This is a genomic window from Marinobacter sp. (genome assembly GCF_041687235.1).
Taxonomy (GTDB): domain Bacteria; phylum Pseudomonadota; class Gammaproteobacteria; order Pseudomonadales; family Oleiphilaceae; genus Marinobacter.
The window spans coordinates 845,194-860,539 of record NZ_JAWLCH010000001.1 but is presented as its reverse complement, the minus strand read 5'-3'; the positions used below and the strand labels follow the sequence as shown (position 1 = coordinate 860,539).

Genomic DNA, 15,346 nt, shown 5'->3' with positions numbered 1-15,346 from the left:
CCGATGGTTATTTCCCCCTCCCCACCATTTACTGCTAATCTGGTTGCACAATGAAACCTCAGTAGCCAGGCAACCATTTCTCAGGAGAGAGCGTTCATGGAAAACGGCACCCACTATCGTACCTGTCACCTTTGCGAGGCCATGTGCGGTGTCGCGATCGAGATGAAGGGCGGCCAGATTGCATCCATCAAGGGTGATGAGAATGATCCGCTGAGTCGAGGGCATATCTGCCCGAAGGCGGTTGCGCTGCAAGATCTTCACGAGGACCCGGATCGTTTGAGGAAGCCCCTTCGGAAAACCGAGACCGGCTGGCAGGAGATCGACTGGGATCAGGCCTTTGATCTGGTGGCAGACAAGCTCCACCAGACCCGGCAGGATCATGGCCGAAACAGCATCGGCGTTTACCTGGGCAATCCGAACGTCCACAACCATGGCTCCCTGGTTGCCACCATGCCGCTGCTGCGGGCTATCGGGACCCAGAATCGGTTTTCAGCAACATCCAACGATCAACTGCCTCACATGCTGGCCAGCCTGGAAATGTTCGGGCACCAGGTTCTGTTTCCTATTCCGGATATCGATCACACGGATCTGTTTATCTGCATTGGTGCCAATCCCATGGCATCCAATGGCAGCCTGATGACCGTTCCGGATTTTCGCGGGCGCCTGAAAGCCCTGAAACAGCGAGGCGGCCGAATGGTTGTGGTAGACCCACGCCAGACTGAAACCGCAAAACTGGCAGACGAATTCCACTTTATCCGCCCGGGTAGCGATGCCCTGTTGCTGATGGCCATGGTGCACACGTTATTTGAGGAACGTCTGGTGGACCCCGGCCCAGCGGAAAGGTTGGTGAAAGACACAGACCTGCTCCGCCTGGCCGCCCTCGCCTTCACACCGGACGCTGTCAGCGAACACACCGGCATTGAGGCAGACGATATCCGTGCACTGGCCCGGCAGCTGGCCACAACCCGCAAGGCAGCACTGTACACTCGGATGGGCACCAGCACCCAGAGTTTCGGTGGGGTTGCGACCTGGCTGGCTTATTGCCTGAACATCCTGACCGGCAAACTGGACCTGCCCGGCGGCGTCCTGTTTTCCCAACCGGCCATTGATCTGGTGGAGCTGGGCGCCCTGTCTGGCCAGAAAGGACACTTCGGCAAGCGCTACAGCCGTGTGAAGGGGCTGCCGGAGTTTGCCGGGGAATACCCGGCAAGCACAATGGCCGATGAAATGCTGACACCGGGCGAGGGACAAATCCGGGCCTTCGTTACCGTTGCCGGCAACCCGGTTCTTTCCAGCCCCAACGGGCGACGTCTCGAAGAAGCACTGGGCGGGCTCGATTTCATGGTCTCGGTGGACTACTACCTCAATGAGACCACCCGTCATGCCGATATCATTCTGCCGCCAACCGCTGCTCTGGAACGCAGCCACTATGACCTGATTTTCAGCATGTTTGCGGTGCGAAATGTCGCCAAGTACAGCGAGGCACTGTTTGATGCCGGCCCGGATACCCGCCATGACTGGCAGATCCTGCTGGAACTGGCCCATCGCCTGGAAAGGCTCAAGAAGCGAGGAAGGCTGCCGTTGCGGTCAGAACTGGGCTGGCGTGCTTTCAAGCAGATTGGGCCAGATCCGATTCTCGATCTGCTGCTACGCTCCGGCCCCTATGGCGCGGATGCCGGGCGTGCACGTGGGCTGATGCAGCCGGCGGTTGATCTGGTTCTGGACGTTCTACCCAAGCGGCATCCGCTTCGTGGACTGGCGAAGCTCAGCCCACTGAACCGCCGATGGCAGGGACTACCCAAAGGGCTTTCCCTGAACGCTCTGAAGGACCATCCCAGTGGCGTGGATCTCGGGCCACTCCAGCCCTCCCTGCCCGACCGGCTGTTTACCCGCGACGGCAGAATCAACCTTGCCCCCAGGCGATACCTGGACGATCTGGGAAGGCTTCATGATGCACTGGCAGCGCCGACTGACCATTCTCTGCAGTTGATTGGCAGACGTCATGTCCGCAGCAATAACTCCTGGATGCACAACAGCCAGCGACTGGTTAAAGGCAAGGATCGCTGCACCCTGATGATTCACCCGCGGGATGCCAGCCGCCTCGGGCTACAAGCCGCCGACTTCGCCGAAATAAAGCAGGAATCCCGGCAGATCGTGTTGCCGGTAGAAATTACCGAGGATGTCATGCCCGGCGTCGTATCGATTCCCCATGGCTGGGGACACGACCGCGATGGTACCGGCCAGTCAGTTGCGGCAGCGCACGCCGGAGCCAGCATCAACGATGTGCTCAGCGACGGTGATATTGATCCGCTCTCTGGCACTTCCGTATTGAATGGACAGTCCGTTACAGTCAAAGTCTGGCGTCCAGAACGCCAACGTAAACGGGCCTGATTCAAAAAGGAGCCAACCATGCCCCAGTGGCTGCAATGGAGTCTGATCATCGCCGGCCTGGCCGCCATCGTTCTGTTGGCCGTGTTCATCCGCCGCCAGCTAAAACTGCTCTCGGACAATCGCAAGCGGCAGGCCAAGGCCGAAGAGTTCCAGGCAAACCGCAGAAAAGACATGATCCGCAGCGTTCATGTCATTGCGATGGCCGTTGAAGAGGATCAGATCGAATACTCGGAAGCCTGCCTGAGACTCAAGGGCCTGCTGGACCATCTGGCACCGGAGTTGCTCGGGCAGTCACCTTTCCGGGTGTTCCAGGAGGTGCATGACCAGTTGCAGCACATGCCCACCCACCGCGCCCGGCAGGCAACCGAAACAAAGTTTGTGGAGAAAATGGACAAGGAGCGGTTTGATGTCGAACAGAAACACGCCGATGCCATTCGTCGGGCGGCAACGGCCATCCGGCACCATTCGTTTTCGACCAATGATCGCTGATCCGGGTTTACGGTAACTGGTCAGACCTTATTTTTGTAACACTTTGTAACTAAAAATACGAAATAAAACAGAATTTAGCTCAATAAATCAACAGCTTCCACTGCCATAAAAAACTGACAGGCCGCTCATTCCTTTCCGGCAACAACTATTGACTTTTCTTTTCCCTACCAGGGTCTAAATTGAAAACAGGGAGGCACTTATCATCTGCGGAAAGTGCCACCTAACGTTGTTTTCTCCTGATAAGTTTGGACGACTCTGCAATAAAGCGGGTGAGCTTGCCGGCCTCGGGGCCGGCTTTTTTTGAGGGGAATTGGCGAGGCCGCCTGCTACTGGCTCATCATGCCGGCCATGGCCATGACACTGTCCTTGCTGTTAACCAGCTCGTCGAACTGTTCCTCAACCTGCTCCCGGTTCAAGCCCAGCTCGTCGTAGAATGCCTGGCTGACCTCTTCTCCTGCACCGAGAGCAACGCCCCTGGCGGTCAACAGCTGACGACCCAGCCAGAGCAAACGGGCGTAAACACTATGACTGCCGTCGTACGCCGCATTCTTCTGGTAACGGATGGCCAGATTTACCTCATCCGGCATGCCCCAGTTCTCCATCAACTGTGCAGCAATCTGTTCACGGGTAATTCCCAGAAGATAATGCTCCGTGACCGAGGAGTCGATCTCCGGATTGACCTCCAGCGAGCGGCAAACCAGCTTGAAATGCGGCGGAAACACCTGCGCCAGAACCAGGTGACCGAAGTTATGAAGCAGACCCGAAAGATAGGCAAGACCGAACACCGGACGCTCACCCCTGGGCATCATGCTGGCCAGAATGCCCGCCGACTGTGCCTGCCAGATAGCCTGCTGCCAGTAATCAACATACCCGTCCGGGTGATCCTGGGGCTGTTTGAGCGCCCGCCCAAGGGAAAGCCCCATCGCCAGGTTCATCACCAGATCAAACCCGAGCACCCGGGAGACGGCATCGTGTACCGACTTAACCTGGCCGGCAGCGGCATAGAACGATGAGGATGCCCAACTAACCACCTGCGCAGCAAGGCTTGGGTCGCTCTCAACAATATCCACCAGATCACCCATGACCGCGTTGGGGTTGACCCTCAGATGGATAATCCGCTGGGCAGTCTCCGGTAGCGGGGGCAGTTCCAGCGTGTCTTCCAGGCGCTGCTGTATTCTCAGGCCTGTGAACTTCTTGATGGCGGAATGAAACTGGTCCCGATCCTTGCCGTGGTCATCAAGGTTGACCGCGACGGATTCCGGGGCGACCGCGAAGGAGCGACGGTCGGCTTTGGCAGTCAGACCCTTGAAATCTTCTGCAGGCATAACCATTGCCAGGTTCTGTTCGCCCAGCTCCAGGGCCACGGCAGGCAGGTCATCCACGCGTTCGTCAACAACCGTCGGCCAGCCTGTCAACGACGGCAATGCCGGAAGCGCCTTTAGCCCGGCCCGTTCCCGAACCCGCACCTGTTCACGGCGCTTCATCAGCCGCAAGTCGCGGCCAAGCTGTTTGTTCAGCTGTTCCAGATCAATCAGATCGTCCCGGCGGCATATTACCTGGAGGTTGCCCTGCCCGTCGCTGAGCAAAACCATGCGCAGCAGTTCTTTCTGGCTCGCCTGGCCGGCATCCCGTAGGGACACACCAGCCGCGGAATCGCCCAGAGCCTGCTGAACTGCGACAGGTAATTCCATAAATTTCTCCCGAATGTTGCTGATTTCCGTCGGTTAATCCGAGCTCGAAAAAGACCTTTTACTCAGTATAGGGCAAAGAGATTACCCTGACGTTGACCGAACTCTATTTACAGACCGGGATCATACGCTCTGGATGAAAGAATAGACGTCTTCATACGTCACCATAGCGCGTTCTGTCCCCAAGCCAGCGGCGGACCAGAGCCCGGACAATATCCGGATGGGCCATCAGGTCCGGCGCCATTTCCCTCACCGGCTCGATCCAGCCCTTGTCGCGCTCAAAGTCCGCCAGGCGGAACTGCATCATACCGGTTTGGCGGGTACCTAACACTTCCCCGGGCCCCCGGATCTCCAGGTCTTTCTCGGCGATAAAGAAGCCATCCTGACTATCCCTGAGCGCCTGCAAACGCGCCTTGCCATTCGTGGACAAGGGCGGGTGGTACATCAGGACACAAAAACTGGCCTGTTCTCCCCGGCCAACCCGCCCACGAAGCTGGTGCAACTGGGCCAACCCAAGGCGTTCCGGGTTTTCAATGATGATCAGCGATGCATTGGGTACATCCACCCCGACCTCAATCACCGTGGTCGCCACCAGCAGATCCAGCTCGCCCACTTTGAACTGCTCCATGACGGCTGCCTTTTCCTGTGCCTTCAGCCGGCCGTGCACCAGCCCCACCTTCAGGTCCGGCAGGCGCTCGGCCAGCTCCTGGGCGGTAACCTCTGCTGCCTGACACTGCAAGGCCTCGGATTCCTCAATCAATGTACAGACCCAGTAGGCCTGTCGACCTTCCCGACAAGCCCCACGAACCCGCTCGATCACATCTTCCCTTCGGCTGTCGGGAATCACGATGGTTTCAATTGGCTTCCTTCCCGGGGGGAGCTCGTCAATAATCGAGGTATCGAGGTCGGCATAGGCACTCATGGCGAGCGTACGGGGAATCGGTGTTGCCGTCATGATCAACTGATGCGGCGCCAGCGACCCACCGACGCCCTTTTCCCGCAAAGCCAGCCTCTGGTGAACACCAAATCGATGCTGCTCGTCCACAATGACCAGGGCCAGGCGGTGAAACTCGACATCCTCCTGAAACAGCGCATGGGTGCCAATCACTACTCCGGCGTCACCGGAGTGGACCGCTTCCAACGCCTCAGCCCGGGCCTTGCCCTTTACCTTTCCGGATAGCCACGCGAGGCGGATACCAAGGGGCTCCAGCCATGCCCGGAAATTCTGAAAGTGCTGCTCGGCAAGAATTTCGGTGGGTGCCATCAGGGCTACCTGAGCGCCAGCGCCAATGGCCTGCAAAGCCGCCAGTGCCGCCACGACCGTCTTGCCAGAGCCAACGTCCCCCTGGACCAGCCGAAGCATCGGCAGCGGCTGGCTCAGATCCTGACGGATGTCGGACAGCACATGACGCTGGGCACCGGTGAGCGCAAACGGCAGGGAATCCAGGAAACGCTCGGGCAAATCCCCCGTGGGCAGGAGCGGGAGCGCTTCACGGGCCTGAATCTGCTCGCGGACCTGAAGCAAACTCAGCTGGTGCGCCAGTAGCTCCTCCATCACCAGCCGTTGTTGCGCCGGGTGGCGCCCTTCCATCAGCAGGTTTACCGGGGCGTTGGCAGGAGGAGAATGCACCAGCTGGACGGCGTCAGTGATTCCCGGCAGCTGGTATTCGGACAACAGATTGTCGGGTAGCCAGTCACGAATCGGAAACCGCTGGAGATAGGCCAGAGCCTGCTGGCAGAGCGAGCGTACCCGGGGCTGTTGAATCCCTTCCGTTAACGGATAAACTGGCGTCAGGGTTGCGTCGCCTTCTGCCGGCATGGGCGGCGGATTCACCTGGTATTCCGGATGGTAAAACTCATACCCGGCTCGGCCCGGGCGAACTTCGCCAAAGCAGCGAACCCTGGCACCTTCGCTCAACTGGTTTTTCTGGGCGGCGTTAAAATGGAAGAAACGCATCACCAGAAAGCCGCTGCTATCCCGCAGGGTAACCTGCAGACTGCGCCTGCGCCCCATCACGAGATCGGCTTTCATCACCTCCCCTTCCACCACTGCCACGTCGCCAATGCGAAGACTTCCCATGGGTATAACCCGGGTTCTGTCCTCGTATCGATGGGGTAGATGGAACAGCAGATCCTGCAGGGAGGTAATGCCCAGCTTGGCGAGTTTCTCCGCCAGGGCGTTTCCTACGCCCTTGAGCTGGGTGACCGGTATGTCATCCAGTGACGTCATAGGCAGGCTCAGGCGCTTTCGGCCACAACCGGTGTATCCGTTTTCGCCTTCTCAATGACCCGGCACTGGCTTGCCGCCAGAGACAGGACATCAATAGCCTTGGGCCGCGGGAAAGTGACCCGCCAGGCCAGCGCCACCGTCCGGAAAGGCACCGGCGGCGCAAACGGCCGGACGGCCAGGATATCTTCATGGTATTGCATGGCCGTGGCGGCCGAGAGCGGTAAAACGGTTATTCCGAGGCCGGAAGCCACCATATGGCGGATGGTTTCGAGGGAACTGCCTTCGGTGACCAGTGCCGGCGAACCGTTGTTGGCCCGGTGCGTCACTGCCTCTACGAGGGGCGGGCAGGACTCCAGTACCTGATCCCTGAAGCAGTGGCCCGGACCAAGTAACAGCAATTGTTCCTTGGCCAGCTCGTCGGCGGTCAACTGCTCCTTGCTCGCCAGTGGGTGCCCGGCAGGAAGCAGGACCACAAAAGGCTCGTCGTAGAGTGGCAGGGTGACCACTTCCGGCTCCTCGAACGGCAGGGCAATAATGATGGCATCCAGATCGGACTGCCGGAGTTTCTGCCGCAGGTTCGCTGTGTAATTCTCTTCGATGTACAGGGGCATTTCCGGCGCCGCCCGCCTGAGTTCCGGCAACAGGTGCGGGAACAGGTAGGGGCCGATGGTGTAGATGGCACCCACTTTCAGGGGTGAATTGAGCTGATTTTTGCCATCCTGTGCCATGTCCTTGATCAGGCCAACCTGATCAAGCACCCGCTGGGCCTGTTCGATAATTCGCAGCCCGGTTTCGGTGACACGGATGCTGCTTTTGCTTCGCTCGAAAAGTGGAATACCGAGCTCGTCTTCCAGCTTTTTTACAGCAACGCTGAGCGTTGGCTGGCTGACATGGCAACGTTCTGCAGCCCGGCCAAAATGCCTTTCGCGGGCCAGCGTAACGACGTATCGTAACTCGGTGAGAGTCATGGTGAGCTCCGGTCAGAGAAATGCGGGTCGAAGTTTCACGAATTTATGAGGTAAAGCATAAGGATTGAAATTGTCTATGGCAATCACTGAAAGCACCAAGGCGCCCCGAATCCTGGTCGCCGGTTGCGGCAAACTCGGGGGCGCCATTGCCAGCCAACTGACATCTTCGGCTACCGTGTTTGGCCTGCGCCGGAATCCCGACCGTGTTCCCGACGTCGTTGAGGGCATCGGGGCCGACCTGACCCGGCCGGAAACACTCACCGGTAAGTTACCGGAGGGACTCGACATCGTCCTCTATTGCCTAACGCCCTCCAGCTACGATGAGCAGGGTTATCGGGACGCCTACGTGACGGGCCTGGCAAACTTGCTGACCGCTCTCGGTGATCAATCACTGAAACATCTGTTCTTCGTAAGCAGCAGCAGTGTGTATTCACAGGATGACGACAGCTGGGTGGATGAAACCAGTCCGACTGAACCTGCGCGATTCAGCGGCGAACTGATCCTGGCGGGCGAGCAGACAGCTCTGGACAGTGGGCTTCCGGCCACGATCATCCGATACAGCGGCATTTACGGACCTTCACGGCGGCGTTTTCTTGAAGAGGTACAGGAAGGACGCATGAATCCGGCGAAACCGGCACCGTTCAGCAACCGCATTCACGAAGAGGATGCGGCAGACGCCGCAGCTCATCTGGTGAAACTGGCACTTTCGGGAACAACACTGGAAACCTGCTACCTGGCCAGCGATTGCGAACCCGTGAGGCTTGATGAGGTGGTGGACTGGGTCCGACAGCAAACACCCTGTGCCGAGCCGCAGCCGGATGCCCGAAAAGGCGGACGGGCCGGTAGTAAACGCTGCAGCAACCAGAGACTGCTAAGCACCGGGTTCCGGTTCCGCTATCCGGATTTCCGGGCCGGCTACCGCGCCATGATTGACCAGCGCTGATCGCCCTGCGTCATTAAAAAAGGCGGCCAGGGCCGCCTTTTATCGATTCTGGTGCCTTCAGGTCTTAGCTGAGCACCATAACCGCTTCCATTTCAATGGGTACGCCCTTGGGCAGCGCCGCAACACCCACGGCTGCGCGGGCCGGATAGGGTTCCTGGAAATAGGTGGCCATGATCTCGTTGACCGTGGCGAAATTCGCCAGATCGGTCATGTAGATGTTCAGCTTCACAATATCCTTCAGCTCGCCACCGGCGGCCTCGCAGACGGCCTTCAGGTTATCGAATACCTGACGGGTCTTGGCAGAAAAATCGCCAGCCACCACTTCCATGGTTTCCGGTACCAGGGGAATCTGCCCGGACAGATACACGGTGTCTCCGGCCTTAACCGCCTGGGAGTATGTACCAATCGCCTGCGGCGCATTCTCGGTCTGAATTACGGATTTGTTGGTCATGACCCTTGGTTTCCTCTCTTCCAAAACGCCAATCGTCGCTTTTGCGCAGCGCGCCTGTCAACCGGGCTTTGGTCGGGTTCAGTGCCGCACGCGACTGATGTGGGTAACCGCCCGGATGTTGCGAATTCGTCGCATGACCCGAGCCAGATGCCGACGACCATTCACATGGACCACAAGACTGACAATGCCGAAGCGGGCATTCTGCTCCTCCACATTGATACGTTCGATGTTGCCGTCTGTCATGGCCACTGCGTTGGCCATCTCCGCAATCACACCACGCTGGCGCTCCAGCTCAACCCGCAGCTCCACTGAAAACTCATCAGTAATGTCCTTTGCCCACTTGAGATGGGTCAGACGGGCCCGACCCTCGTCATCCTCGGGCAGTCGCGAGCAGGTATCCGAGTGAATCACCATGCCTTTGCCGGAATCCATAACACCTACTACCGGATCGCCCGGAATCGGCTTGCAACAGCTGGCAAACCGCACCAGTAGGCCCTCAGTGCCACGAATGGTCACCGGGCTATGGTTGCCACCCTCAATATCACGGGGTACCTCGCTGGCTTCTGCATCCTCCGAGCCGCTGGCAAGCTGACGGGCGACCAGATAGGCCATCCTGTTACCCAGACCGATATCGCTGATCAGATCGTCAAAACTGTTGACCTGATTGTGATTCACCACGGCCTGTTTCTGGGCATCACTGATTTCCGACAGCTTGGCACCAAAACCTTTCAGCGACTTTTTCAGGAGAGTCCGACCCAGCTCCAGCGACTCGGCGCGCTTCTGGCTCTTCAGAACATGGCGGATACTGCTGCGCGCCTTGCCGGTCACCACAAAACTGAGCCACGCCGGGTTAGGCCGGGCGCCGGGCGCGGTTATGATTTCCACCGTCTGGCCACTCTGCAGGGGCTGGCTCAATGAACCGAGATTGCGGTTGATGCGACAGGCGACGGTCGCGTTACCAATATCGGTGTGGATAGCATAGGCAAAGTCCACGGGCGTTGCCCCGCTCGGCAGTTCCATGATGCGCCCCTTGGGCGTGAATACGTAGATTTCGTCCGGGAACAGGTCCACCTTCACATGCTCAATGAACTCCATGGAGTCATCGGCCCGCTCCCTCATTTCCATCAATCCTTTCACCCAGCGGTCTACCCTTGCCTGATTCACGCTGGTCACGCTGCTGGGCTCGTTCTTGTACATCCAGTGGGCCGCAATCCCGTTGTTGGCAATGTGCTCCATTTCCTCGGTGCGGATCTGGATCTCAATGTTCACATGCATGCCAAACAGGGTGGTATGGATCGACTGGTAGCCATTGGCCTTGGGCATGGCGATGTAGTCCTTGAACCGCCCCGGCAGCGGCTTGTAAAGACTGTGCACGGCGCCAAGGATTCGATAGCAGTCATCTTCCGTGTCCGTGATGATCCGGAAGGCATAGACATCCATGATTTCATGGAAGGATTTCTGCTTGAACTTCATCTTGTTGTAGATGCTGTTCAGGTGCTTCTCCCGCCCCAGGATCCGCCCCGGCAAGCCACGCTCTTCCAGCTTCTCCTGCAGCTTGCCGCGGATATCTTCGATGATTTCCCGGTGGCTGCCACGGAGCTTGTCCACCGCCTTGGAAATGTACTTGGAGCGCATCGGGTACAGGGAGCTGAACCCCAGGTCCTCAAGCTCGGTACAGATGGAGTGCATACCCAGGCGATTCGCGATCGGCGCGTAGATGTCGAGGGTCTCGGTGGCGATACGCTGGCGCTTTTCATAGGGCATGGGGCCGAGGGTGCGCATGTTGTGCAGGCGATCCGCCAGCTTCACCAGAATCACCCGGATGTCCCGGGCCATTGCCAGGGTCATCTTCTGGAAGTTTTCAGCCTGGGCCTCAGCCCGGGAACGGAATTCAATCTGGGTCAGCTTGCTGACGCCATCCACCAGTTCCGCCACATCATCCCCGAACTGTTCCGCCAGAGCATCCTTGGGGATGCCGGTATCTTCAATCACGTCGTGGAGCATCGCTGCCATGAGGCTCTGGTGATCCAGCCTGAGGTCAGCAAGAATGTGGGCGACGGCCAGGGGGTGGGTGATGTAACGGTCGCCGCTCTTGCGCATCTGGCCCTCATGAGCCTGCTCGGCATAATAGTAGGCCCGTCGCACCTGATTGATGCGATTGGTATCCAGATAGGAACTGAGCTCCTTCGCCAGCCCTTCAACCGTAGCCTCTGCCGACACCGCGCCTCCACGACTTCATGAAATTCAGGGACAAAAAAACCCGAATGCACGCATCCGGGTCCTTCCATAGTCCTTCCAGCAACGCTCTATAGCTACACTATAAAACCGCGGGGACAGATTTCAATGCTTCTCACTTGCGGACAGGTACTTATAGACCCGATCACCGCAAGTGACTTACTCGTCGTCTTCTTCCTTGAGGAGATCACGAGTAATCTTGCCTTCGGCGATTTCGCGCAGGGCAATCACCGTCGGCTTATCGTTTTCTTCAGCCACCATCGGCTCGGCACCCTTGGTAGCGAGCTGACGGGCACGCTTGGTAGCCAGCATTACCAGCTGGAAGCGGTTATCAACGTTTTCCAGACAATCTTCAACGGTAACTCGTGCCATAACTTCCCCGACAAATAAAATGACTGATTCAGCAGACCGCACAGTTTACTGTGGCCGGTTCAATTTGTATACAGGAAAACCCCGTATCAGCGCGGCCCTGACAATCCCGCCAACAGCATCCGGTGTCTTGGTTGCTGCACTTCCATCCGCAGGCGCTGGGCCCGGACAATGGCGAGCAGGTCGCCCAGGGCAGCACCAAAGTCGTCATTCACCACCAGGAAATCGAACTCCACCGCATGCCGGCACTCTTCTTCGGCTTCTGCCAGACGACGCTCCACCACCTCGGGTGCATCGGTACCGCGACCCACCAGTCGCTCGCGCAACACCTCGGGCGACGGTGGCACAATGAAAATGCTGACACACTCGGGAATCAGTCGGCGCACCTGTTCGGCACCCTGCCAGTCGATTTCAAGGATGACATCCTGCCCCTTTGCCAGCGTTTCGCGCACCCAGACCTGAGAGGTGCCATAGTAGTTGCCGAAGACATCAGCATGCTCCAGAAAATCGCCTCGAGCGATCATCGCCTCAAACTCGTCCCGACTGACAAAATGGTAGTTCACCCCGTCCTGCTCACCCTCCCGCATGGCGCGCGTGGTATGGGAGACGGAAACACCGAGCTTCTCGTCATTGCGGAGCATTTCCGCCACAAGGCTGGTCTTGCCAGCACCGGATGGCGCGGAAATAACGTACAGAGTGCCGTGTTCAACTGCCTGACCCATAACCCGAGAACTCCAAACCTGGACGAGACGGCCACATATCCGGACCGTTAAAGCACGAAATTATACGGACTTTGAAAAAACACCGCACCCCGGAACGGTGTCAGCTGATACCATTTGGCTATTCCTGTTTTTCATTGACTGCAAGATCCCATGCGAACCACCATCGATATCACCCTGACGCAACCCGGCAAAGCCATCGACGCCCTGGGCGAGGCGTCGCCCGAACTGCTCTCCCGCCAGAAAATCAAGGATGCCATGGCGAAAGGTGCCTGCTGGTGGACTCACAAGGGCAAGCGCCTTCGACTGCGCCGTGCTACCAAGGAGCTGAAGCCGGGCATCCGGCTGCAGCTTTACTACGATGAGAAGGTATTGGCGAGAAAACCGGAAGAGCCGGCTCTTCTGGAAGACCTGGGGCGCTATACGGTCTGGTTCAAACCTCACGGACTGCTGGCCCAGGGGTCGCAGTGGGGGGACCATTGCAGCCTGCTTCGCCTGGCGGAAGTCCGGCTTGAGCGGCCCTGCTATCTGGTGCATCGGCTCGACGCTGACGCCGCCGGGCTGATGCTGATTGCCCACGACCCGAAAGCGGCCGGCGTTCTTTCCCAGTGCTTCTCGGCCCGTGTCATGACCAAACGCTACCTGGCCCGGGTCACCGGTCTGATAGACGCTAGCGAGCAGTTGGTTGATGCGCCAGTTGAAGGCAAACCCGCCAACAGTCGGGTCTCCACACTGGAGACCGATGAAGCCGAGCGAACCTCCCTGGTGCAGGTGAGCATCGAAACCGGGCGAAAGCACCAGATCCGCCGGCATCTCGCGGGCCTGGGGCACCCAATCATCGGTGATCGTCTGTATGGCCGGGCCGCCGGAGTGCCCCTGCAGTTAGTGGCCTGTTACCTCGAATTCGATTGCCCTGTGAGCAAACGAACGGTGGTGTTCGAACTGCCAGCGGAACTGAACAGTCTGATTCGGAACTGAGCAGCGGGGCCGGGCGCCTGTTATTCCAGATTCTGCACCTGCTCCCGCATCTGCTCGATCAGCACCTTCAGATCCACCGCAATGCGGGTGACGCCGGCATCAATGCTTTTACTACTGAGGGTATTGGCCTCACGATTCAACTCCTGCATCAGAAAGTCCAACCGCCGGCCAATGGCATCCCCACTTTTCAGGGTATCGGTCACCTCGCCGACATGGGCATCCAGCCGGTCCAGCTCCTCGGCCACATCGCTTTTCTGGGCCAGCATGACCATCTCCTGGGCCACCCGCTCGGAATCCAGCTCTACCTTTGCTTTCTCGAACCTTTCCCGAAGCGTCTTCTCCTGGGCCTCGAGCAATTCCGGCATGCGCTCTCGTACGTCGGCAACGAGATCGCTCATGGTTTTCAGGCGATCCTCGAACAGCGGCCGCAGCCGCTCGCCTTCGCGCTCCCGCACCGATGCAAGCTCGGCCACGGTCTGCTCGAACAGACTGACGGCAGCGTCCTTGGCAGGGCCGTAATCCTGCTCTGGCACCGACAACACGCCAGGCCAGCGAAGAATATCCAGTGCATTGATGTGGGCGGGGTTATCCAGCATTCGGTTGATGTGATTGGCCGCTTCATTAACCGCCTGAGCCATTTCTTCACTGATTTCGAAGCTCTGGGTCGCCTTATCGGCAGACTGCAATCGCATGGACACATCCACCTTGCCCCGCTTCAGCTGCTTTCGCAGCTCCTCCCGGAACCGGTTCTCAAGTTCCCGAAAAGCCTCCGGCAGTCGGAACGAAGGTTCCAGGTACCGATGATTCACGGTCCGGATCTCACAGGTCAGCGTACCCCAGTCTCCCTGGACGTCCTTCCGGGCAAATGCGGTCATACTTCGGATCATGTCGGCTCCGCTCGTGGTTGGTGATCAACTTCTGAGTCTAACAGGCTCTTGACACCCACGGCGAACCAGACAAAAGCCCAACCCCAACGTGTTATACTGACCGCCCTTTTCGACAAACGTTCGACCGGGACACGTGCCCGGACATTCAATACTGACTTCAGGAAACACTATGCGTCCAAGCGGCAGAACGCCCGAGCAACCGAGAGATGTTCGAATTACCCGAAACTATACTCGCCATGCCGAAGGCTCCGTACTGGTGGAATTCGGGGACACCAAAGTTATCTGCACCGCCTCCGTCGAAAACAAGGTTCCTCCGTTTCTGAGAGGCGAAGGCAAAGGCTGGATCACCGCCGAATACGGCATGCTGCCCCGCTCCACTGGCAGCCGCATGGGCCGGGAAGCCGCCCGCGGCAAACAGGGCGGCCGCACTGTCGAAATCCAACGCCTGATCGGCCGCTCCCTGCGCGCGGCTGTTGATCTGACAGCGCTCGGGGAACACTCCATCACCATCGATTGCGACGTCATCCAGGCCGATGGCGGCACCCGCACCGCTGCCATTACCGGTGGCTGTGTGGCTCTGGTGGATGCCCTGAACCACCTGGTCGCCGAGAAACGCCTGAAGAAATCCCCCCTCAAACAGATGGTTGCCGCTCTGTCAGTGGGCGTTTACAAGGGGACACCGGTGGTGGATCTGGACTACCCGGAAGATTCCGAAGCCGAAACCGACATGAACGTGATCATGACCGACCAGGGTGGCTTCATTGAAATCCAGGGAACGGCGGAAGGTGCGCCCTTTGTTCAGGCAGAACTGGACAGCATGCTGACGCTGGCCAAACAGGGTATTGAGCAGTTGTTTGAGATTCAGAAGGCGGCGCTGGATGGCTGAATTTCAGTCTGGCGCCCGCGTGCCCGGAGGGAGAGGCCTTGCCGGTGCACAGTGTCGGATTACGGCTTACGCCTAATCCGACCTACGGCTACTGTTCGAAAAACCTCACAAG

At 58.5% G+C, this 15,346-nt stretch carries 13 protein-coding genes; 5 read left to right on the top strand and 8 right to left on the bottom strand.

Going from position 1 to position 15,346, the window contains the following annotated elements; genetic code table 11:
* Positions 1-96: 96 nt before the first annotated feature.
* A complete protein-coding gene (locus ACESMK_RS03795) occupies positions 97-2,391 on the top strand; it encodes a molybdopterin-dependent oxidoreductase (protein ID WP_372995393.1) in 2,295 nt (764 codons plus the stop codon).
* 18 nt (positions 2,392-2,409) lie between these two features.
* Complete coding sequence (locus tag ACESMK_RS03790) at positions 2,410-2,880, top strand: DUF2489 domain-containing protein (RefSeq protein WP_372995391.1); 471 nt, start codon at positions 2,410-2,412, stop codon at positions 2,878-2,880.
* Positions 2,881-3,206: 326 nt separating this feature from the next.
* Here the strand turns inward: ACESMK_RS03790 and ACESMK_RS03785 are convergent, their stop codons facing one another.
* The 3 genes from ACESMK_RS03785 to ACESMK_RS03775 form a co-directional block, all read right to left on the bottom strand.
* Positions 3,207-4,571 (bottom strand): aminoacyl-tRNA deacylase and HDOD domain-containing protein, encoded by a 1,365-nt coding sequence (locus ACESMK_RS03785; RefSeq protein ID WP_372995389.1) that lies wholly within the window; start codon positions 4,569-4,571, stop codon positions 3,207-3,209.
* Positions 4,572-4,722: 151 nt separating this feature from the next.
* Positions 4,723-6,798, bottom strand: coding sequence for an ATP-dependent DNA helicase RecG (gene recG, locus ACESMK_RS03780; RefSeq protein ID WP_372995387.1), 2,076 nt, complete (start codon positions 6,796-6,798; stop codon positions 4,723-4,725).
* Positions 6,799-6,806: 8 nt separating this feature from the next.
* Complete coding sequence (locus ACESMK_RS03775; RefSeq protein ID WP_372995385.1) at positions 6,807-7,766, bottom strand: hydrogen peroxide-inducible genes activator; 960 nt, start codon at positions 7,764-7,766, stop codon at positions 6,807-6,809.
* A gap of 76 nt (positions 7,767-7,842) precedes the next feature.
* On the opposite strand from ACESMK_RS03775, the gene ACESMK_RS03770 reads away from it, so the two are divergent.
* Positions 7,843-8,709 (top strand): NAD-dependent epimerase/dehydratase family protein, encoded by an 867-nt coding sequence (locus ACESMK_RS03770; RefSeq protein WP_372995383.1) that lies wholly within the window; start codon positions 7,843-7,845, stop codon positions 8,707-8,709.
* Positions 8,710-8,773: 64 nt separating this feature from the next.
* On the opposite strand, the gene ACESMK_RS03765 is transcribed toward ACESMK_RS03770, so the two are convergent.
* From ACESMK_RS03765 to gmk, 4 genes are all read right to left on the bottom strand, one after another.
* Positions 8,774-9,160 carry a RidA family protein gene (locus ACESMK_RS03765; protein WP_008169589.1) on the bottom strand — a complete coding sequence of 129 codons (387 nt, stop codon included), beginning with the start codon at positions 9,158-9,160 and terminating at the stop codon, positions 8,774-8,776.
* Positions 9,161-9,238: 78 nt separating this feature from the next.
* The gene (locus ACESMK_RS03760) at positions 9,239-11,380 is read right to left on the bottom strand and encodes a RelA/SpoT family protein (RefSeq protein WP_372995381.1); all 2,142 of its coding nucleotides are present in this window, start codon (positions 11,378-11,380) and stop codon (positions 9,239-9,241) included.
* Between the two features lie 174 nt (positions 11,381-11,554).
* The gene (gene rpoZ / locus ACESMK_RS03755; RefSeq protein ID WP_008169593.1) at positions 11,555-11,767 is read right to left on the bottom strand and encodes a DNA-directed RNA polymerase subunit omega; all 213 of its coding nucleotides are present in this window, start codon (positions 11,765-11,767) and stop codon (positions 11,555-11,557) included.
* Between the two features lie 86 nt (positions 11,768-11,853).
* Positions 11,854-12,486 (bottom strand): guanylate kinase, encoded by a 633-nt coding sequence (gmk, locus tag ACESMK_RS03750; RefSeq protein ID WP_372995378.1) that lies wholly within the window; start codon positions 12,484-12,486, stop codon positions 11,854-11,856.
* Between the two features lie 150 nt (positions 12,487-12,636).
* Between gmk and ACESMK_RS03745 the strand changes: the two genes are divergently transcribed.
* A complete protein-coding gene (locus ACESMK_RS03745; RefSeq protein WP_372995376.1) occupies positions 12,637-13,461 on the top strand; it encodes an RluA family pseudouridine synthase in 825 nt (274 codons plus the stop codon).
* Between the two features lie 20 nt (positions 13,462-13,481).
* On the opposite strand, the gene ACESMK_RS03740 is transcribed toward ACESMK_RS03745, so the two are convergent.
* Positions 13,482-14,348 carry a YicC/YloC family endoribonuclease gene (locus tag ACESMK_RS03740; RefSeq protein WP_372995374.1) on the bottom strand — a complete coding sequence of 289 codons (867 nt, stop codon included), beginning with the start codon at positions 14,346-14,348 and terminating at the stop codon, positions 13,482-13,484.
* A 169-nt stretch (positions 14,349-14,517) separates the two neighbouring features.
* On the opposite strand from ACESMK_RS03740, the gene rph reads away from it, so the two are divergent.
* On the top strand, positions 14,518-15,234 hold the full coding sequence (gene rph / locus ACESMK_RS03735; RefSeq protein WP_372995372.1) for a ribonuclease PH: 717 nt from the start codon (positions 14,518-14,520) through the stop codon (positions 15,232-15,234).
* Positions 15,235-15,346 lie beyond the last annotated feature (112 nt).